29 protein-coding genes and 1 pseudogene are annotated in these 15,558 nt (G+C 59.0%); all 30 read left to right on the top strand.

All coding sequences use genetic code 11. The features are described 5' to 3' along the window. Positions 1-73, top strand: a pseudogene (locus GSQ95_RS19260) (elongation factor Tu); the annotation flags it as partial. Positions 74-244: 171 nt separating this feature from the next. Further along, positions 245-556: a 30S ribosomal protein S10 gene (gene rpsJ, locus GSQ95_RS19255; RefSeq protein WP_003243886.1), complete on the top strand. Its 312-nt coding sequence runs from the start codon at positions 245-247 to the stop codon at positions 554-556. 84 nt (positions 557-640) lie between these two features. Then, positions 641-1,276, top strand: a complete 636-nt coding sequence (gene rplC, locus GSQ95_RS19250) for a 50S ribosomal protein L3 (RefSeq protein ID WP_007161251.1) — start codon at positions 641-643, stop codon at positions 1,274-1,276. A 13-nt stretch (positions 1,277-1,289) separates the two neighbouring features. Further along, a complete protein-coding gene (rplD, locus tag GSQ95_RS19245) occupies positions 1,290-1,892 on the top strand; it encodes a 50S ribosomal protein L4 (RefSeq protein WP_017640279.1) in 603 nt (200 codons plus the stop codon). After that, positions 1,889-2,188: a 50S ribosomal protein L23 gene (gene rplW, locus GSQ95_RS19240; protein ID WP_007161249.1), complete on the top strand. Its 300-nt coding sequence runs from the start codon at positions 1,889-1,891 to the stop codon at positions 2,186-2,188. Before rplD ends, rplW begins: the two co-directional genes overlap by 4 nt. 12 nt (positions 2,189-2,200) lie before the next feature. Continuing rightward, the gene (gene rplB, locus GSQ95_RS19235; RefSeq protein WP_158889849.1) at positions 2,201-3,022 is read left to right on the top strand and encodes a 50S ribosomal protein L2; all 822 of its coding nucleotides are present in this window, start codon (positions 2,201-2,203) and stop codon (positions 3,020-3,022) included. 18 nt (positions 3,023-3,040) lie between these two features. Continuing rightward, positions 3,041-3,316 carry a 30S ribosomal protein S19 gene (rpsS, locus tag GSQ95_RS19230; protein WP_007161247.1) on the top strand — a complete coding sequence of 92 codons (276 nt, stop codon included), beginning with the start codon at positions 3,041-3,043 and terminating at the stop codon, positions 3,314-3,316. A 12-nt stretch (positions 3,317-3,328) separates the two neighbouring features. Next, a complete protein-coding gene (rplV, locus tag GSQ95_RS19225; protein WP_007161246.1) occupies positions 3,329-3,661 on the top strand; it encodes a 50S ribosomal protein L22 in 333 nt (110 codons plus the stop codon). Positions 3,662-3,674: 13 nt separating this feature from the next. Further along, positions 3,675-4,364 carry a 30S ribosomal protein S3 gene (gene rpsC / locus GSQ95_RS19220; protein ID WP_007161245.1) on the top strand — a complete coding sequence of 230 codons (690 nt, stop codon included), beginning with the start codon at positions 3,675-3,677 and terminating at the stop codon, positions 4,362-4,364. A 12-nt stretch (positions 4,365-4,376) separates the two neighbouring features. Then, positions 4,377-4,790, top strand: coding sequence for a 50S ribosomal protein L16 (rplP, locus tag GSQ95_RS19215; protein ID WP_017640282.1), 414 nt, complete (start codon positions 4,377-4,379; stop codon positions 4,788-4,790). Further along, a complete protein-coding gene (gene rpmC / locus GSQ95_RS19210; protein ID WP_007161243.1) occupies positions 4,790-4,981 on the top strand; it encodes a 50S ribosomal protein L29 in 192 nt (63 codons plus the stop codon). The genes rplP and rpmC overlap by 1 nt, the downstream gene beginning before the upstream one ends. 2 nt (positions 4,982-4,983) lie before the next feature. Further along, complete coding sequence (gene rpsQ, locus GSQ95_RS19205; protein ID WP_007161242.1) at positions 4,984-5,250, top strand: 30S ribosomal protein S17; 267 nt, start codon at positions 4,984-4,986, stop codon at positions 5,248-5,250. A 12-nt stretch (positions 5,251-5,262) separates the two neighbouring features. Beyond that, positions 5,263-5,631, top strand: coding sequence for a 50S ribosomal protein L14 (gene rplN / locus GSQ95_RS19200; protein ID WP_007161241.1), 369 nt, complete (start codon positions 5,263-5,265; stop codon positions 5,629-5,631). Between the two features lie 12 nt (positions 5,632-5,643). Continuing rightward, positions 5,644-5,958, top strand: a complete 315-nt coding sequence (gene rplX / locus GSQ95_RS19195) for a 50S ribosomal protein L24 (protein WP_017640283.1) — start codon at positions 5,644-5,646, stop codon at positions 5,956-5,958. A 19-nt stretch (positions 5,959-5,977) separates the two neighbouring features. Then, complete coding sequence (rplE, locus tag GSQ95_RS19190) at positions 5,978-6,517, top strand: 50S ribosomal protein L5 (protein ID WP_007161239.1); 540 nt, start codon at positions 5,978-5,980, stop codon at positions 6,515-6,517. A 13-nt stretch (positions 6,518-6,530) separates the two neighbouring features. Next, positions 6,531-6,836: a 30S ribosomal protein S14 gene (gene rpsN / locus GSQ95_RS19185; protein ID WP_017640284.1), complete on the top strand. Its 306-nt coding sequence runs from the start codon at positions 6,531-6,533 to the stop codon at positions 6,834-6,836. 162 nt (positions 6,837-6,998) lie between these two features. Next, positions 6,999-7,391 (top strand): 30S ribosomal protein S8, encoded by a 393-nt coding sequence (gene rpsH / locus GSQ95_RS19180; protein WP_017640285.1) that lies wholly within the window; start codon positions 6,999-7,001, stop codon positions 7,389-7,391. Positions 7,392-7,402: 11 nt separating this feature from the next. Next, positions 7,403-7,936 carry a 50S ribosomal protein L6 gene (rplF, locus tag GSQ95_RS19175; protein ID WP_017640286.1) on the top strand — a complete coding sequence of 178 codons (534 nt, stop codon included), beginning with the start codon at positions 7,403-7,405 and terminating at the stop codon, positions 7,934-7,936. A 10-nt stretch (positions 7,937-7,946) separates the two neighbouring features. Continuing rightward, positions 7,947-8,297, top strand: a complete 351-nt coding sequence (gene rplR, locus GSQ95_RS19170; RefSeq protein ID WP_007161235.1) for a 50S ribosomal protein L18 — start codon at positions 7,947-7,949, stop codon at positions 8,295-8,297. 3 nt (positions 8,298-8,300) lie between these two features. Continuing rightward, complete coding sequence (gene rpsE / locus GSQ95_RS19165) at positions 8,301-8,801, top strand: 30S ribosomal protein S5 (protein ID WP_007161234.1); 501 nt, start codon at positions 8,301-8,303, stop codon at positions 8,799-8,801. A gap of 2 nt (positions 8,802-8,803) precedes the next feature. Further along, positions 8,804-8,986 carry a 50S ribosomal protein L30 gene (gene rpmD / locus GSQ95_RS19160; RefSeq protein WP_007161233.1) on the top strand — a complete coding sequence of 61 codons (183 nt, stop codon included), beginning with the start codon at positions 8,804-8,806 and terminating at the stop codon, positions 8,984-8,986. A 3-nt stretch (positions 8,987-8,989) separates the two neighbouring features. Then, the gene (gene rplO / locus GSQ95_RS19155; protein ID WP_133860559.1) at positions 8,990-9,424 is read left to right on the top strand and encodes a 50S ribosomal protein L15; all 435 of its coding nucleotides are present in this window, start codon (positions 8,990-8,992) and stop codon (positions 9,422-9,424) included. Then, on the top strand, positions 9,425-10,756 hold the full coding sequence (secY, locus tag GSQ95_RS19150; RefSeq protein ID WP_133860560.1) for a preprotein translocase subunit SecY: 1,332 nt from the start codon (positions 9,425-9,427) through the stop codon (positions 10,754-10,756). It begins immediately after the preceding gene. A 30-nt stretch (positions 10,757-10,786) separates the two neighbouring features. Continuing rightward, entirely contained in the window at positions 10,787-10,903 is a 117-nt protein-coding gene (rpmJ, locus tag GSQ95_RS19145) for a 50S ribosomal protein L36 (RefSeq protein ID WP_002555468.1), read from the top strand. Positions 10,904-11,033: 130 nt separating this feature from the next. Further along, a complete protein-coding gene (gene rpsM, locus GSQ95_RS19140; RefSeq protein ID WP_017640288.1) occupies positions 11,034-11,390 on the top strand; it encodes a 30S ribosomal protein S13 in 357 nt (118 codons plus the stop codon). Positions 11,391-11,420: 30 nt separating this feature from the next. Next, complete coding sequence (gene rpsK / locus GSQ95_RS19135; RefSeq protein WP_003281811.1) at positions 11,421-11,810, top strand: 30S ribosomal protein S11; 390 nt, start codon at positions 11,421-11,423, stop codon at positions 11,808-11,810. 16 nt (positions 11,811-11,826) lie between these two features. Next, positions 11,827-12,447: a 30S ribosomal protein S4 gene (gene rpsD / locus GSQ95_RS19130; protein ID WP_017640289.1), complete on the top strand. Its 621-nt coding sequence runs from the start codon at positions 11,827-11,829 to the stop codon at positions 12,445-12,447. 22 nt (positions 12,448-12,469) lie between these two features. Next, the gene (rpoA, locus tag GSQ95_RS19125; RefSeq protein WP_017640290.1) at positions 12,470-13,471 is read left to right on the top strand and encodes a DNA-directed RNA polymerase subunit alpha; all 1,002 of its coding nucleotides are present in this window, start codon (positions 12,470-12,472) and stop codon (positions 13,469-13,471) included. A gap of 44 nt (positions 13,472-13,515) precedes the next feature. Then, positions 13,516-13,905 (top strand): 50S ribosomal protein L17, encoded by a 390-nt coding sequence (rplQ, locus tag GSQ95_RS19120; RefSeq protein ID WP_007161227.1) that lies wholly within the window; start codon positions 13,516-13,518, stop codon positions 13,903-13,905. Positions 13,906-14,095: 190 nt separating this feature from the next. Further along, the gene (locus GSQ95_RS19115) at positions 14,096-15,553 is read left to right on the top strand and encodes a catalase (protein WP_158889847.1); all 1,458 of its coding nucleotides are present in this window, start codon (positions 14,096-14,098) and stop codon (positions 15,551-15,553) included. The last annotated feature ends 5 nt before the right edge of the window (positions 15,554-15,558 follow it).

Raw genomic sequence — 15,558 nt, 5'->3', positions numbered from 1 at the left:
CGGTCTGCGTTTCGCCATCCGTGAAGGCGGTCGTACCGTCGGCGCCGGCGTGGTCGCCAAGATCATCGAGTAATCGATTGATCTGAAACGAAAAAAGGCCCTTCGGGGCCTTTTTTCTTGCCTGGTGAAATTGACAGATGGCAAAAGAGGCGTTCTTGACAGCCGCTGGCGACATCCTTAGAATTGCGCCTCCTTTAATCGGGCACCTTTTTGTCCGAGAGGAAAGCTTGGAGTCTGAGGTCAAATGCAAAATCAACAAATCCGTATTCGGTTGAAGGCTTTTGATCATCGCCTGATCGATCAATCCACCCAGGAAATCGTAGAAACTGCGAAACGTACTGGTGCTCAGGTGCGTGGTCCGATTCCTCTGCCTACCCGCAAGGAACGTTACACAGTGCTGATTTCTCCGCACGTCAACAAGGACGCTCGTGACCAGTACGAAATTCGTACCCACAAGCGTGTGCTCGACATCGTTCAGCCCACCGACAAGACCGTCGATGCGCTGATGAAGCTCGATCTCGCCGCTGGCGTTGAAGTGCAAATCAGCCTCGGCTGAGACCGTCAAGGTTTCAGTCGTGTAACGCTCTGAAATGGGCGGCCATAGCGGGTGAAAGCCCCGTACACTCAAGAGGTTCTCAACATGACGATTGGTTTAGTCGGTCGTAAATGCGGTATGACCCGCGTTTTCACCGAAGAAGGCGTTTCCGTTCCGGTCACGGTCATTGAGATCGAGCCGAATCGCGTAACCCAATTCAAGAGCGAAGAAACCGATGGCTATCGTGCCATTCAGGTAACCGTGGGCGAGCGTCGTGCTTCCCGCGTGACCAAGGCGCAAGCCGGTCACTTCGCCAAGGCCAGCGTTGCTGCTGGTCGTAGCGTCCTCGAATTCCGCCTGGAAGACGGTGAGTACAAGGCAGGTGACGAAGTTACCGTAGCCCTGTTCGAAGCCGGTCAGATGGTTGATGTCACGGGTCAGTCCAAAGGTAAGGGCTACGCCGGTACCATCAAGCGCTGGAACTTCCGTGGTCAGGACAACACCCACGGTAACTCCGTTTCCCACCGTGCACCTGGTTCCATCGGCCAGTGCCAGACTCCTGGTCGAGTGTTCAAGGGCAAGAAAATGTCCGGTCACCTGGGTGCGGAGCGTGTAACCGTTCAGTCGCTGGAAGTCGTGCGTGTAGACGCCGAGCGCAACCTGCTGCTGGTCAAGGGTGCCGTCCCCGGCGCGCCGGGTGGTGACGTGATCGTGCGTCCCGCTGTCAAGGCCCGTGGTTGAGAGGAGAGAGAACATGCAACTCAATGTGAATGGCTCTCAAGCTATCGAAGTCTCTGAGCACACCTTCGGCGGTGAATTCAACGAGACCCTGGTTCACCAGGCAGTCGTGGCCTACATGGCTGGCGGTCGTCAGGGCACCCGTGCCCAGAAGACCCGTTCCGAAGTCCGTGGTGGCGGCAAGAAGCCCTGGCGTCAGAAGGGCAGCGGTCGTGCCCGTGCCGGTACCATCCGCAGCCCCATCTGGCGCTCCGGTGGCGTGGCTTTCGCAGCCAAGCCCCAGGATCACAGCCAGAAGCTGAACAAGAAGATGTATCGCGCTGCACTGCGCTCCATCCTCGCCGAGCTGGTCCGTCTGGATCGTCTGGTCGTGGTTGACGACTTCGCCGTCGACGCGCCCAAGACCAAGACCCTGGTCAGCAAGCTGGACGGCCTGGGCCTGAGCGACGTGCTGATCGTGACCGACGCTGTCGACCAGAACCTGTATCTGGCCGCCCGCAACCTGCCTTTCGTCGACGTGCGTGATGTCCAGGGTTCCGACCCGGTCAGCCTCATCGCCTACGACAAGGTGCTGGTCACTGTGTCCGCCGTGAAGAAATTCGAGGAGCTGCTGGCATGAACCAGGAACGCGTATTCAAAGTGCTGCTTGGCCCGCACATCTCCGAGAAGGCCACCATGCTGGCGGACAGCCAGAAGCAGTTCGTATTCAAGGTTGCCACCGATGCAACCAAGCTGGAAATCAAGAAGGCCGTCGAGCAGCTGTTCGAGGTCAAGGTTCGCAGCGTCAGCACCCTGAACGTCCAGGGCAAGACCAAGCGTACCGCTCGCGGTCTGGGCAAGCGTAACGACTGGAAAAAAGCGTACATCGCGCTCCAGCCGGGCCAGGATCTCGACTTCTCCAGCAGCGCCGAGTAATCAGGGGGCATCATGGCAATCGTAAAATGCAAGCCGACCTCCGCTGGCCGCCGCTTTGTGGTCAAGGTGGTCAACTCCGATCTGCACAAAGGCGCGCCCTACGCTCCTTTGCTGGAGAAGAAGAGCAAGTCCGGCGGCCGTAACAACAATGGTCGTATCACCACTCGCCACATCGGCGGTGGTCACAAGCAGCACTACCGTCTGGTCGATTTCCGTCGCAACAAGGATGGCATCCCTGCCGTCGTTGAGCGTATCGAATACGATCCGAACCGTACTGCGCACATCGCTCTGCTGAAGTACGCCGATGGCGAGCGTCGCTACATCCTCGCCCCCAAGGGCGTTGCTGCCGGTGACCAGCTGCTGTCCGGCGCTGGCGCGCCCATCAAGGCTGGCAACAACCTGCCGCTGCGTAACGTGCCGGTCGGTAGCACCATCCACGGTATCGAGCTGAAGCCTGGCAAAGGTGCTCAGATCGCTCGCTCCGCGGGTACCTCCGCTCAGCTGGTCGCCCGCGAAGGCGCCTACGTCACCGTGCGTCTGCGCAGCGGTGAAATGCGCAAGGTGCTGTCCGAGTGCCGTGCCACCCTGGGCGAAGTGTCCAACGGTGAGCACAGCCTGCGTTCGCTGGGTAAGGCCGGTGCCACCCGCTGGCGCGGCGTGCGTCCGACCGTTCGTGGTGTTGCCATGAACCCGGTCGATCACCCGCACGGTGGTGGTGAAGGTCGTACTTCCGGTGGCCGTCATCCGGTTTCGCCGTGGGGCGTCAAGACCAAGGGTCTCAAGACGCGCTCCAACAAGCGTACCGACAAGATGATTGTCCGTCGCGGCAAGTAATCAGTAGAGGATTCGACTGTGCCCCGTTCTCTGAAGAAAGGTCCTTTTATCGATCTTCACCTGTTGAAGAAGATCGAAGTCGCGGTGGAAAAGAACGAACGCAAACCGATCAAGACCTGGTCGCGTCGTTCGATGATCCTGCCGCAGATGGTCGGTCTGACCATCGCTGTGCACAACGGTCGTCAACATGTCCCCGTTCTGGTGAACGAAGACATGGTCGGCCACAAACTCGGCGAGTTCGCTGCTACCCGCACCTATCGCGGTCATGCGGCTGACAAGAAAGCCAAGCGTTAAGGGGTAAGGAAGATGGAAGTAGCCGCTAAGCTGTCGGGCGCTCGTATCTCCGCCCAGAAAGCCCGCTTGGTCGCCGACCAGATCCGCGGGAAGAAGGTGGGCGAAGCGCTCAACCTGTTGACTTTCAGCAGCAAGAAAGCCGCTGAAATCATGAAGAAGGTGCTGGAGTCGGCTGTAGCCAACGCCGAGCACAATGAAGGCGCCGACGTGGACGACCTGAAGGTTTCCACTGTCTTCGTAAACGAAGGTCGTTCGCTCAAGCGCATCATGCCGCGTGCCAAAGGTCGTGCTGATCGCATCGTGAAGCGGTCTTGCCATATCACGGTCAAGGTTGCGGACAAGTAACGGAGTCGATCAGATGGGTCAGAAAGTACATCCCAATGGCATTCGCCTGGGTATCGTCAAGGAGCACACTTCGGTCTGGTACGCGGATAAGCGCACTTATGCGGACTATCTGCTGGCCGACCTGAAGGTTCGTGAGTACCTCCAGGACAAACTAAAAAGCGCGTCCGTAAGCCGTATCGATATTCATCGCCCGGCTCAAACCGCACGCATCACCATCCACACCGCCCGTCCCGGTATCGTGATTGGCAAGAAAGGTGAGGATGTCGAGAAGCTGCGTCAGGACCTGACCGCAAGAATGGGTGTGCCCGTGCACATCAACATCGAAGAGATCCGCAAGCCGGAGCTCGACGGTGCCCTGGTTGCGCAGAGCGTTGCGCAGCAGCTTGAGCGTCGTGTGATGTTCCGTCGTGCCATGAAGCGCGCCGTGCAGAACGCGATCCGCATTGGTGCCAAAGGCATCAAGATTCAGGTGAGCGGTCGTCTGGGCGGTGCTGAAATCGCCCGTACCGAGTGGTATCGCGAAGGTCGTGTGCCCCTGCACACCCTGCGTGCCGATATCGACTACGCCACTGCGGAAGCTCACACCACTTACGGTGTGATCGGTGTGAAGGTCTGGATCTTCAAGGGTGAGGTCATTGGTGGCCGCCAGGAAGAGCTCAAGCCCGTCGCCCCGGCTCCGCGCAAAAAAGCTGCTGCTAAGTAAGGAGTACGCAACATGCTGCAACCCAAGCGTACAAAATTCCGCAAGCAGATGACCGGCCACAACCGTGGTCTGGCTCATCGCGGTAGCAAGGTCAGCTTCGGCGAGTACGCGCTGAAGGCTGTCGGCCGTGGCCGTCTGACCGCTCGCCAGATCGAATCCGCACGTCGTGCGCTGACCCGTCACGTGAAGCGTGGCGGCAAGATCTGGATCCGCGTCTTCCCTGACAAGCCTGTCACCAAGAAGCCTCTCGAAGTGCGGATGGGTAAAGGTAAGGGTAGTGTCGAGTACTGGGTAGCCCAGATCCAGCCGGGCAAGGTCCTGTACGAGATCGAGGGTGTTTCCGAGGATCTGGCTCGTCAGGCATTTGCCCTGGCCGCTGCCAAGCTTCCGCTCGAAACCTCCTTTGTTAAGCGGACGGTGATGTGATGAAAGCGAAAGATTTGCGTGAGAAATCCGTAGAGGAGCTGAACGAGCAGCTTCTCAACCTGCTGCGTGACCAGTTCAATCTGCGTATGCAGAAGGCAACTGGCCAGTTGGGTCAGTCTCACATGCTCTCGCAAGTGAAGCGCGACATCGCTCGCGTCAAGACTGTGCTGAACCAGCAAGCAGGTAAGTGATCATGGCTGAAGCTGAAAAAACTGTCCGTACGCTGACCGGCCGAGTGGTCAGCGACAAGATGGACAAAACCGTCACCGTACTGATCGAGCGTCGCGTCAAGCACCCGATCTACGGCAAATACGTGAAGCGTTCCACCAAGCTGCACGCTCACGACGAAACCAATCAGTGCCGCATTGGTGACCTGGTCACCATTCGCGAAACCCGCCCGCTGGCCAAGACCAAGGCGTGGACCCTGGTTGACGTCGTCGAGCGCGCCGTTCAGGTATAAGGGTAGAGAGCCATGATCCAGACTCAATCCATGCTTGACGTCGCCGACAACAGCGGCGCTCGTCGCGTGATGTGCATCAAGGTGCTCGGCGGTTCCCACCGCCGTTACGCCGGCATTGGCGACATCATCAAAGTCACCGTCAAGGAAGCAATTCCGCGCGGCAAGGTGAAGAAAGGTCAGGTGATGACTGCAGTCGTCGTGCGTACCAAGCACGGCGTCCGCCGCACCGACGGTTCCATCATCCGCTTCGACGGCAACGCCGCGGTTCTGCTGAACAACAAGCAAGAGCCGATTGGCACCCGTATCTTTGGGCCGGTGACCCGTGAACTTCGCTCCGAGAAGTTCATGAAGATCGTCTCCCTTGCCCCCGAAGTGCTGTAAGGAGTAGCCGACATGCAAAAGATTCGTCGTGACGACGAGGTAATCGTCATTGCCGGCAAGGATAAGGGCAAGCGTGGCAAGGTGCTGAAGGTGCTCGCTGATGACCGTCTGGTCGTTGGTGGGGTCAACCTGATCAAACGCCACACCAAGCCCAACCCCATGCTGGGTGTTCAGGGTGGCATCGTAGAGAAAGAAGCCCCTCTGCATGTCTCCAACGTTGCCATTTTCAACTCCGAGACCAACAAGGCTGACCGCGTTGGTTTCAAAGTCGAAGACGGCAAGAAGATTCGTATCTTCAAGTCGACCCAAAAAGCGGTCCAGGCCTGAAGCTGCTAGGTAGATCACCATGGCTCGATTGAAAGAGATTTATCGGAAGGAAATCGCGCCCAAGCTGAAAGAGCAGCTTCAGCTGGGTAACGTGATGGAAGTTCCGCGCATCACCAAGATCACCTTGAACATGGGTCTGGGCGAAGCAGTCGGTGACAAGAAGATCATCGACAACGCTGTAGCTGACCTGGAAAAGATCGCTGGTCAAAAGCCGGTCGTGACTTATGCCCGCAACTCCATTGCTGGCTTCAAGATTCGCGAAGGCTGGCCGATCGGCGTCAAGGTGACCCTGCGTAGCGATCGCATGTATGAATTCCTGGATCGTCTTCTGTCCATCTCCCTGCCGCGCGTGCGTGACTTCCGCGGCCTGAATGCCAAGTCCTTCGATGGTCGTGGCAACTACAGCATGGGCGTGAAAGAGCAGATCATCTTCCCGGAAATCGATTACGACAAGATCGATGCGCTGCGTGGTATGGATATCACTCTGACCACCACCGCTCGTACCGACGAGGAAGGCCGTGCGCTGCTGCGCGCGTTCAACTTCCCGTTCCGTAACTGATTGAGGTCTTCAGATGGCTAAGCAAAGCATGATTAACCGCGAGCTGAAGCGTCAGCAGACGGTTGCCAAGTACGCCAAGAAGCGCGCCGAGCTGAAGGCGACCATCGGTAATGTCAACGCCTCCCCCGAGGACCGTTGGAATGCCCAGGTCGCCCTGCAGAAGCAGCCCCGTGACGCCAGCGCCAGCCGCATGCGTAACCGCTGCCGCCTGACCGGTCGTCCGCACGGCGTGTACCGCAAGTTCGGTCTGTCCCGCATCAAGCTGCGTGAAGCAGCCATGCGCGGTGACGTGCCCGGCCTGGTGAAGGCCAGCTGGTAACAGCTAGCGCCTTTCATCGCGGTAATTGAATCAAGCCCCTTTTGGGGCTTGATTCGTTTCAGGCTGGTCTCTAGAATGCTCGGCTCGCCCGAATCGGCCTATTGCCGAGGGGTGATTTTGAGAGCCGGTAGGCTCAATTTCTGTATTAGGAGCTAATAGCCCATGAGTATGCAGGACCCGTTAGCAGACATGCTAACTCGTATCCGTAATGCCCAGATGGCTGAAAAGGCCGTTGTGAGCATGCCTTCTTCCAAGCTGAAGGCTGCCGTTGCCAAAGTCCTCAAGGACGAAGGTTACATCGCGGATTTTCAGGTCAGCGCGGAATCCAAGCCGTCGCTGTCCATCGAGCTGAAGTACTTCGAAGGCAAGCCTGTCATCGAAGAGCTGAAGCGTAGCAGCCGTCCCGGTCTGCGCCAGTACAAAGCCGTTGACCAGCTGCCGAAAGTGCGTGGCGGTCTGGGCGTGTCGATCGTTTCCACCAACAAAGGTGTGATGACTGATCGCGCAGCCCGTGCTGCTGGTGTTGGCGGCGAAGTGCTCTGCACAGTCTTCTAAGGGGAATCAGCATGTCTCGCGTTGCTAAAAACCCGGTAAGACTGCCTGCAGGCGTCGAAGTTAATCTGGCCGGTCAGGCTCTTTCGATCAAGGGTGCAAAGGGCGCTCTGGAACTGAAGGTCCATCCGTCCGTTGAAGTCACTCAAGAGTCCGGTGAGCTGCGTTTCGCTGCTCGCAATGGCGATCAGCAGACCCGTGCGATGGCCGGCACTACCCGTGCCCTGGTCAACAACATGGTGGTCGGCGTTAGCCAGGGCTTCGAGCGCAAGCTGCAACTGGTCGGTGTGGGCTACAAGGCCCAGGCCAAAGGTCAGGTGCTGAACCTCGCTCTGGGCTTCTCTCACCCCGTGGACTACGACCTGCCGCAAGGCATCACCGCAGAAACCCCCAACCAGACCGAAATCCTGATCAAGGGTATCGACAAGCAGCTGGTCGGCCAGGTTGCGGCTGAGATTCGTGGTTTCCGTCCGCCGGAGCCTTACAAGGGCAAGGGTGTACGGTATGCCGACGAAGTCGTCCACCGTAAAGAAGCCAAGAAAAAGTAGGGCATAGCAAATGACCGTCAAGAAAGAAACCCGACTGCGTCGCGCTCGCAAGGCTCGCCTGAAGATGCGCGAGCTGGAAGTGGTCCGTCTGTGCGTGTACCGCTCTTCCCAGCACATCTATGCCCAGGTCATCGCGGCCGACGGCAGCAAGGTCCTGGCCAGCGCTTCTACGCTGGACAAAGAACTGCGCGAAAGCGCTACCAGCAACGTCGAGGCGGCCAAGAAAGTTGGTCTGCTGGTCGCCGAGCGTGCCAAGGCCGCTGGCGTTACCCAGGTGGCCTTTGATCGTTCTGGCTTCAAGTACCATGGTCGCGTCAAAGCGCTGGCCGACGCTGCTCGTGAAGGCGGGCTGGAGTTCTAAGTCATGGCAAATAACGATCAAAAGCGCGACGAAGGCTATATCGAGAAGCTGGTTCAAGTTAACCGCGTAGCCAAAACCGTGAAAGGCGGCCGTATCTTCGCCTTCACCGCTCTGACCGTGGTTGGCGATGGCAAAGGCCGCGTTGGCTTCGGCCGTGGCAAGGCCCGTGAAGTGCCTGCCGCCATCCAGAAGGCTATGGAAGCTGCTCGCCGCAACATGATCCAGGTGGATCTGAACGGCACTACCCTGCAGTACCCGGTCAAGGCCGCCCATGGCGCCTCCAAGGTGTACATGCAGCCCGCTTCCGACGGTACCGGCATCATCGCCGGCGGTGCCATGCGCGCCGTCCTGGAAGTCGCTGGTGTGCAGAACGTCCTGGCCAAGTGCTACGGCTCCACCAACCCGGTAAACGTTGTGTACGCGACCTTTGAAGGTCTCAAGCACATGCAGGCGCCGGAAGCTGTTGCCGCCAAGCGTGGCAAGAGCGTCGAGGAGATTCTCTGATCATGGCTAACGCAACCGTCAAGGTCACGCTGATCAAGAGCGTCCACGGCCGTCTGGCCAATCACAAGGCTTGCGTCAAGGGTCTCGGCCTGCGTCGCATCGGTCACACCGTCGAAGTTCAGGACACCCCTGAAAATCGCGGCATGATCAACAAGGCCTACTACCTTCTGCGTGTGGAGGGTTAAGTCATGAAACTGAATGATCTGCGTTCCGCTCCCGGCGCTCGCCGCGAGAAGCTGCGTCCCGGTCGTGGTATCGGTAGCGGCCTGGGCAAGACCGGTGGCCGCGGCCACAAGGGTCTGACCTCCCGTTCCGGTGGCAAGGTTGCCCCCGGGTTCGAGGGTGGCCAGCAGCCGCTGCACCGTCGTTTGCCGAAGTTCGGCTTCGTCTCGCTGAAAGCCCTGGACCGTGCCGAGGTTCGTACCTCCGAGCTGGCCAAGGTTGATGTCGATGTGGTCGATCTGCAGGCGCTGAAAGACGCCAACGTGATCAGCCGCGACATCAAGCGTGTCAAGGTTGTGCTGTCCGGCGACGTCACTCGTGCCGTCACCCTGAAGGGCATTCGTGCCACCAAGGGCGCACGTGCAGCCATCGAAGCAGCTGGCGGCAAGATCGAGGAATAAATGGCTAAGCAAGGTGCTCTCTCTGCGCTCAGCAAGACCGGTGGTATGTCCGAGCTGTGGACCCGCCTCCGATTCCTGTTCCTGGCGATCATCGTCTACAGGATCGGTGCGCACATCCCTGTTCCGGGTATCAATCCCGATCAGCTGGCCGCACTGTTCAGGCAGAACGAGGGGACCATTCTTAGCCTCTTCAACATGTTCTCTGGCGGTGCGCTGGAGCGGATGAGCATCTTTGCACTGGGGATCATGCCGTACATCTCGGCCTCGATCATCATGCAGCTGCTTACCGCCATCAGCCCACAGCTGGAGCAATTGAAGAAAGAGGGTGAGTCTGGTCGTCGCAAGATCAGCCAGTACACCCGTTACGGCACGCTGGTTCTGGCGCTCGTTCAGGCCACCGGGATGTCGGTAGGACTCGCCAGTCAGGGCGTCGCGTTCAGCGTGGGCTTCAGCTTCTACTTCGTCGCTGTCACCACGTTTGTCGCCGGCGCGCTGTTCATGATGTGGCTGGGTGAGCAGATCACCGAGCGTGGTATCGGCAATGGCATCTCGATGCTGATCTTCGCCGGTATCGTCGCGGGCTTGCCCCGCGCCATCGGTCAGTCCTTCGAGTCGGCACGGCAGGGCGATATCAACATCTTCGCGCTGATCATGGTGGGTGTGGTGGCGGTTGCCATCATCGCCTTCGTGGTGTTCATCGAGCGTGGGCAGCGTCGTATTGCCGTGCACTACGCCAAACGTCAGCAGGGCCGCAAGGTCTTCGCGGCGCAGAACAGCCATCTGCCGCTCAAGGTGAACATGGCTGGGGTCATCCCGGCGATCTTCGCCAGCAGCATCCTGCTGTTCCCGGCATCGCTAGGTTCGTGGTTCGGTCAGTCCGAAGGTCTCGGCTGGTTGCAGGACGTGGCTCAGGCCATCGCTCCCGGTCAGCCGCTGAACATCTTGCTGTTTAGTGCGGGGATCATTTTCTTCTGCTTCTTCTATACAGCGCTGATGTTCAACCCCAAGGACGTGGCCGAGAACCTGAAGAAATCCGGAGCGTTCATTCCGGGTATTCGTCCTGGTGAGCAGTCCGCGCGCTATATCGATGGCGTGCTGACCCGACTGACCATGTTCGGTGCCCTGTACATGACGGCGGTGTGCTTGTTGCCCCAGTTCCTGGTGGTCGCGGCGAACGTGCCGTTCTATCTCGGTGGGACGTCGTTGCTGATCGTGGTGGTAGTGGTCATGGACTTCATGTCTCAGGTCCAATCCCATCTCGTATCTCATCAATACGAGTCCCTGATGAAGAAAGCCAACCTGAAGGGCTACGGCGGCGGCATGATGCGCTGATCCGTTACCCGTAAGGTTAGAGGAGTTGTCATGAAAGTTCGTGCATCGGTCAAGAAGCTGTGCCGTAACTGCAAGATCATTCGCCGCGAAGGCGTCGTGCGCGTGATCTGCAGCGCTGAACCGCGTCACAAGCAGCGCCAAGGCTGAGTGTGAATCACGCGTCTAACCCGGCAGCTAGTGTGCTGCCGGGTTGATCATTTGTTCCTACAGCGTTAATATCGCGCGCCCTTTTCTTGGCTTCCGGGGCGTCGGTAGCTGTCAATTGGAGTTTTTCTGAATGGCCCGTATTGCAGGCGTCAACATTCCAGATAACAAACACACTGTTATCTCGCTGACCTACATCTATGGTGTCGGTCGCACCACCTCTCAGAAGATCTGCGCGGCCACCGGCATCCAGCCGACCGCCAAGATCAAAGAACTGAGCGACGAGCAGGTCGATCAGCTGCGTAACGAGGTCGCCAAAATCCTCACCGAGGGTGACCTGCGCCGCGAAATCAACATGAACATCAAGCGCCTGATGGATCTGGGTTGCTACCGCGGTCTGCGTCACCGCCGTGGTCTGCCGGTCCGTGGTCAGCGCACCAAGACCAATGCCCGTACCCGTAAGGGCCCGCGCAAGCCGATCCGCAAGTAATCGCATCCGCGAATCGACAGGAATCTAGTCATGGCAAAACCTGCTGCTCGTCCTCGTAAGAAAGTCAAAAAGACAGTGGTTGATGGCATCGCCCACATCCATGCGTCTTTCAACAACACCATCGTGACCATCACCGATCGTCAGGGCAATGCATTGTCCTGGGCGACCTCCGGTGGCTCCGGCTTCCGTGGCTCCCGTAAGAGCACCCCGTTCGCTGCCCAGATTGCAGCCGAACGCGCCGGCCAAGCCGCTCTGGAATATGGTCTGAAGAATCTGGACGTGAACGTCAAAGGTCCCGGCCCCGGCCGTGAGTCCGCTGTTCGCGCCCTGAATGCCTGTGGTTACAAGATCGCCAGCATCACCGACGTGACGCCTATCCCGCATAACGGGTGCCGTCCGCCGAAGAAGCGTCGCGTGTAATAGGAGACAGTGAGAAATGGCTCGTTACATTGGTCCCAAGTGCAAACTGTCCCGCCGCGAAGGCACTGACCTCTTCCTGAAGAGCGGCGCTCGTGCCCTCGACTCGAAGTGCAAGCTGGAAACCGTTCCTGGCCAGCATGGTCAGCGTCGCGGTCGTCTGTCCGACTACGGTCTGCAGCTGCGTGAAAAGCAGAAAGTCCGCCGTATCTATGGCGTCCTCGAGCGTCAGTTCGCCGGTTACTACCAGGAAGCCGCCCGTCGCAAGGGTGCTACCGGTGAAAACCTGCTGCAACTGCTCGAATGCCGTCTGGACAACGTGGTGTATCGCATGGGCTTTGGTGCCACTCGCGCTGAATCGCGCCAGCTGGTCTCCCACAAGTCGATCACCGTCAACGGTCAGACCGTCAACATTCCCTCCTATCAGGTCAAGGTCGGCGACGTCGTCGCGGTCCGTGAAAAGGCCAAAAACCAGCTGCGTATCGCTCAAGCTCTCGAGCTGTGCGGCCAGCGTGGCCGGGTTGAGTGGGTCGAAGTGAGCACCGAGAAAAAGGAAGGCACCTTCAAGAGCGTGCCGGCCCGTGGTGATCTCTCCGCCGACATCAACGAAAACCTGATTGTCGAGCTCTACTCCAAGTAAGGGCTAGAAAGTAGGTGCATCCATGCAGAGTTCGGTAAATGAGTTCCTGACCCCCCGCCATATCGATGTGCAGGCGGTTAGTCAGACCCGTGCCAAGATCACCCTCGAGCCTCTCGAGCGTGGTTTCGGCCATACCTTGGGCAACGCGCTGCGGCGTATCCTGTTGTCCTCCATGCCTGGCTGCGCGGTAGTCGAAGCAGAGATCGACGGTGTCCTGCACGAGTACAGCGCCATCGAAGGCGTGCAGGAAGACGTGATCGAGATCCTGCTCAATCTCAAGGGTCTGGCCATCAAGTTGCACGGCCGTGACGAAGTCACCCTGAGCCTGAGCAAGAAAGGTCAGGGGCCGGTTCTGGCCTCTGACATTCAGGTCGATCACGACGTCGAGATCGTCAACGGCGATCACGTCATCGCCCACCTGGCGGACAACGGTTCGCTGAACATGAAGCTGAAAATCGCTCGCGGTCGTGGCTATGAGCCCGCCGACGCGCGTCAGAGCGAAGAAGACGAAACCCGCGCAATCGGTCGTCTCCAGCTCGATGCTACGTTCAGCCCGGTTCGTCGCGTGGCCTATGTGGTGGAAAACGCCCGGGTCGAACAGCGTACCAACCTTGACAAGCTCGTGCTTGACCTGGAAACCAACGGTACCCTGGATCCGGAAGAAGCCATCCGTCGTGCCGCCACTATCCTGCAGCAGCAGCTGGCAGCCTTCGTCGACCTCAAGGGCGACAGCGAGCCGGTCGTGGTCGAGCAGGAAGACGAGATCGATCCGATCCTGCTGCGTCCGGTGGACGATCTGGAACTGACCGTCCGTTCGGCCAACTGCCTCAAGGCGGAGAACATCTACTACATCGGTGACCTGATTCAGCGTACCGAAGTGGAGCTGCTCAAGACCCCGAACCTGGGCAAGAAGTCCCTGACCGAAATCAAGGACGTTCTGGCCTCGCGTGGTCTGTCGCTCGGTATGCGCCTGGACAACTGGCCCCCTGCAAGCCTTAAGAAGGACGACAAGGCTACTGCCTGATCGTCATTGTTCACCGAACGATAGTTTGGGAAGGAATTTCAATCATGCGTCATCGTAAAAGTGGTCGTCATCTGAGCCGCACGAGCGCACATCGCAAGGCCATGTTCCAGAACATGGCTGTGTCGCTGTTCGAGCACGAGCTGATCAAAACTACCCTGCCGAAAGCCAAGGAACTGCGCCGCGTTGCCGAGCCGCTGATCACCCTGGCCAAGGAAGACAGCGTCGCCAACCGTCGTCTGGCTTTCGACCGCACCCGTTCGAAAGCTGCCGTTGGCAAGCTGTTCAACGACCTGGGCAAGCGCTACGCCAACCGTCCGGGTGGCTACCTGCGTATCCTGAAGTGCGGCTTCCGCGCTGGCGACAATGCGCCTATGGCGTACGTCGAGCTGATCGACCGTCCGGTCGGCGGTACCGTGGAACAAGCTGCTGAATAAGTAGCGCTGTTCTGGAAAAAGCCGGGCTCTTGCCCGGCTTTTTCATGCCTGGCGTTTGGCGAGCTGCAAGCAGGGCACTTCTGCTTGGATTTTCTATCAGGATGCTAGGATCAATAAATTAGTCCTAAAGTATTGCCTTGGCGATACTTCTCCCACGCGATCAGCAAGCGCTATTCAAGGGAGACAACCTGTGACCGATACCAAGATCCTCACCACCGCCAGCGGCATTCCGGTGGCCGACAACCAGAATTCCCGTACCGCCGGCCCGCGCGGTCCGCTGATGCTCGACGACTTCCATCTGATCGAGAAGCTGGCCCACTTCAATCGTGAGGTCATTCCCGAGCGACGCGTGCACGCCAAGGGTTCCGCCGCCTATGGCACCTTCACCGTCACCCAGGACATCACGCATCTCTCCAGCGCCAAGCTGTTCGCCAGTATCGGCAAGCAGACCGAGACTCTCTTGCGCTTTTCCACCGTGGGCGGTGAGCGTGGCTCGGCGGATACCGAGCGTGATCCGCGTGGCTTCGCCCTCAAGTTCTATACCGAAGAAGGCAACTGGGACATCGTGGGTAACAACACGCCGGTGTTCTTCATCCGCGATCCGCTGAAGTTTCCCGACTTCATCCACACCCAGAAGCGCGATCCCTGGAGCAATCTGAAGAGTCCGCAGATGATGTGGGACTTCTGGTCGCTGTCGCCGGAATCGCTGCATCAGGTGACCATCCTGTTTTCCGATCGCGGCATCCCGGATGGCTATCGCTTCATGCATGGATTCGGCAGCCATACCTTCAGCCTGATCAATGCCCAGGGCGAACGGCACTTCGTGAAGTTTCACTTCAAGAGCCAGCAGGGGATCAGGAACCTGGCGCCGACCGAGGCCGCACGTCTGGCCGGGAGCGATCCGGACTACAGCCAGCGCGACCTGTTCCAGGCCATCGAGCGCGGCGAATTCCCCCGCTGGAAGCTGTGCATCCAGGTGATGAGCGAGCAGGAAGCGGCTGGTCGCGCCGAAAATCCCTTCGACGTCACCAAGGTCTGGTCGCAGCAGGACTATCCGTTGCAGGAGGTGGGCCTGCTGGAGCTCAATCGCAATCCGCAGAACTACTTCGCCGAGGTGGAGCAGGCGTCCTTCGCGCCAAGCAACGTGGTGCCGGGCATCGGCCTGTCGCCGGACCGCATGCTGCAGGGACGGGTGTTCGCCTATGCCGATGCCCAGCGCTATCGGGTGGGAACCAACTACCAGCAGTTGCCGGTCAATGCGCCGCGCTGCCCCTATGCCAACAACCAGCGTGACGGGGCCATGAGATTCGATGGCAATGGCGGTTCCCAGCCGAACTACGAGCCCAACAGCTATGGCCATACGCCCAGGCAGGCGCCGCAATATCGCGAGCCGGCGCTGAATTTCGCCGGTCCGGCCGATCGCTACGACCACCGGGTGGACGAGGATTACTACAGTCAGGCCGGTGCCCTGTTCCGCCTGATGAGCGCGGACCAGCAGGCGTTGCTGATCGACAATATCGTCGGTGCCATGGCTGCGGTGACCCGGGATGTCCAGCTGCGGCAGATCGGTCACTTCCTCAAGGCCGATCCTGCCTATGGCATGGGTATCGCCAAAGGACTGGGGATGGATCCCAGCGAAGTGGCCTGACCCAA

Origin of the sequence: Pseudomonas sp. BAV 4579, from assembly GCF_009765395.1 — a bacterium.
Lineage (GTDB): Bacteria > Pseudomonadota > Gammaproteobacteria > Pseudomonadales > Pseudomonadaceae > Chryseomonas > Chryseomonas aestiva.
Note: the sequence above shows the minus strand (reverse complement) of the source record. Positions and strands in the feature narration are given on the sequence as shown.

Excerpts from the sequence above, each read along its gene's own strand:
- rpsJ (WP_003243886.1), top strand. The coding sequence starts at position 245 with ATGCAAAATCAACAAATCCGTATTCGGTTGAAGGCTTTTGATCATCGC.
- rplC (WP_007161251.1), top strand. The coding sequence starts at position 641 with ATGACGATTGGTTTAGTCGGTCGTAAATGCGGTATGACCCGCGTTTTC.
- rplD (WP_017640279.1), top strand. The coding sequence starts at position 1,290 with ATGCAACTCAATGTGAATGGCTCTCAAGCTATCGAAGTCTCTGAGCAC.
- rplW (WP_007161249.1), top strand. The coding sequence starts at position 1,889 with ATGAACCAGGAACGCGTATTCAAAGTGCTGCTTGGCCCGCACATCTCC.
- rplB (WP_158889849.1), top strand. The coding sequence starts at position 2,201 with ATGGCAATCGTAAAATGCAAGCCGACCTCCGCTGGCCGCCGCTTTGTG.
- rplV (WP_007161246.1), top strand. The coding sequence starts at position 3,329 with ATGGAAGTAGCCGCTAAGCTGTCGGGCGCTCGTATCTCCGCCCAGAAA.
- rpsC (WP_007161245.1), top strand. The coding sequence starts at position 3,675 with ATGGGTCAGAAAGTACATCCCAATGGCATTCGCCTGGGTATCGTCAAG.
- rplP (WP_017640282.1), top strand. The coding sequence starts at position 4,377 with ATGCTGCAACCCAAGCGTACAAAATTCCGCAAGCAGATGACCGGCCAC.
- rpmC (WP_007161243.1), top strand. The coding sequence starts at position 4,790 with ATGAAAGCGAAAGATTTGCGTGAGAAATCCGTAGAGGAGCTGAACGAG.
- rpsQ (WP_007161242.1), top strand. The coding sequence starts at position 4,984 with ATGGCTGAAGCTGAAAAAACTGTCCGTACGCTGACCGGCCGAGTGGTC.
- rplN (WP_007161241.1), top strand. The coding sequence starts at position 5,263 with ATGATCCAGACTCAATCCATGCTTGACGTCGCCGACAACAGCGGCGCT.
- rplX (WP_017640283.1), top strand. The coding sequence starts at position 5,644 with ATGCAAAAGATTCGTCGTGACGACGAGGTAATCGTCATTGCCGGCAAG.
- rplE (WP_007161239.1), top strand. The coding sequence starts at position 5,978 with ATGGCTCGATTGAAAGAGATTTATCGGAAGGAAATCGCGCCCAAGCTG.
- rpsN (WP_017640284.1), top strand. The coding sequence starts at position 6,531 with ATGGCTAAGCAAAGCATGATTAACCGCGAGCTGAAGCGTCAGCAGACG.
- rpsH (WP_017640285.1), top strand. The coding sequence starts at position 6,999 with ATGAGTATGCAGGACCCGTTAGCAGACATGCTAACTCGTATCCGTAAT.
- rplF (WP_017640286.1), top strand. The coding sequence starts at position 7,403 with ATGTCTCGCGTTGCTAAAAACCCGGTAAGACTGCCTGCAGGCGTCGAA.
- rplR (WP_007161235.1), top strand. The coding sequence starts at position 7,947 with ATGACCGTCAAGAAAGAAACCCGACTGCGTCGCGCTCGCAAGGCTCGC.
- rpsE (WP_007161234.1), top strand. The coding sequence starts at position 8,301 with ATGGCAAATAACGATCAAAAGCGCGACGAAGGCTATATCGAGAAGCTG.
- rpmD (WP_007161233.1), top strand. The coding sequence starts at position 8,804 with ATGGCTAACGCAACCGTCAAGGTCACGCTGATCAAGAGCGTCCACGGC.
- rplO (WP_133860559.1), top strand. The coding sequence starts at position 8,990 with ATGAAACTGAATGATCTGCGTTCCGCTCCCGGCGCTCGCCGCGAGAAG.
- secY (WP_133860560.1), top strand. The coding sequence starts at position 9,425 with ATGGCTAAGCAAGGTGCTCTCTCTGCGCTCAGCAAGACCGGTGGTATG.
- rpmJ (WP_002555468.1), top strand. The coding sequence starts at position 10,787 with ATGAAAGTTCGTGCATCGGTCAAGAAGCTGTGCCGTAACTGCAAGATC.
- rpsM (WP_017640288.1), top strand. The coding sequence starts at position 11,034 with ATGGCCCGTATTGCAGGCGTCAACATTCCAGATAACAAACACACTGTT.
- rpsK (WP_003281811.1), top strand. The coding sequence starts at position 11,421 with ATGGCAAAACCTGCTGCTCGTCCTCGTAAGAAAGTCAAAAAGACAGTG.
- rpsD (WP_017640289.1), top strand. The coding sequence starts at position 11,827 with ATGGCTCGTTACATTGGTCCCAAGTGCAAACTGTCCCGCCGCGAAGGC.
- rpoA (WP_017640290.1), top strand. The coding sequence starts at position 12,470 with ATGCAGAGTTCGGTAAATGAGTTCCTGACCCCCCGCCATATCGATGTG.
- rplQ (WP_007161227.1), top strand. The coding sequence starts at position 13,516 with ATGCGTCATCGTAAAAGTGGTCGTCATCTGAGCCGCACGAGCGCACAT.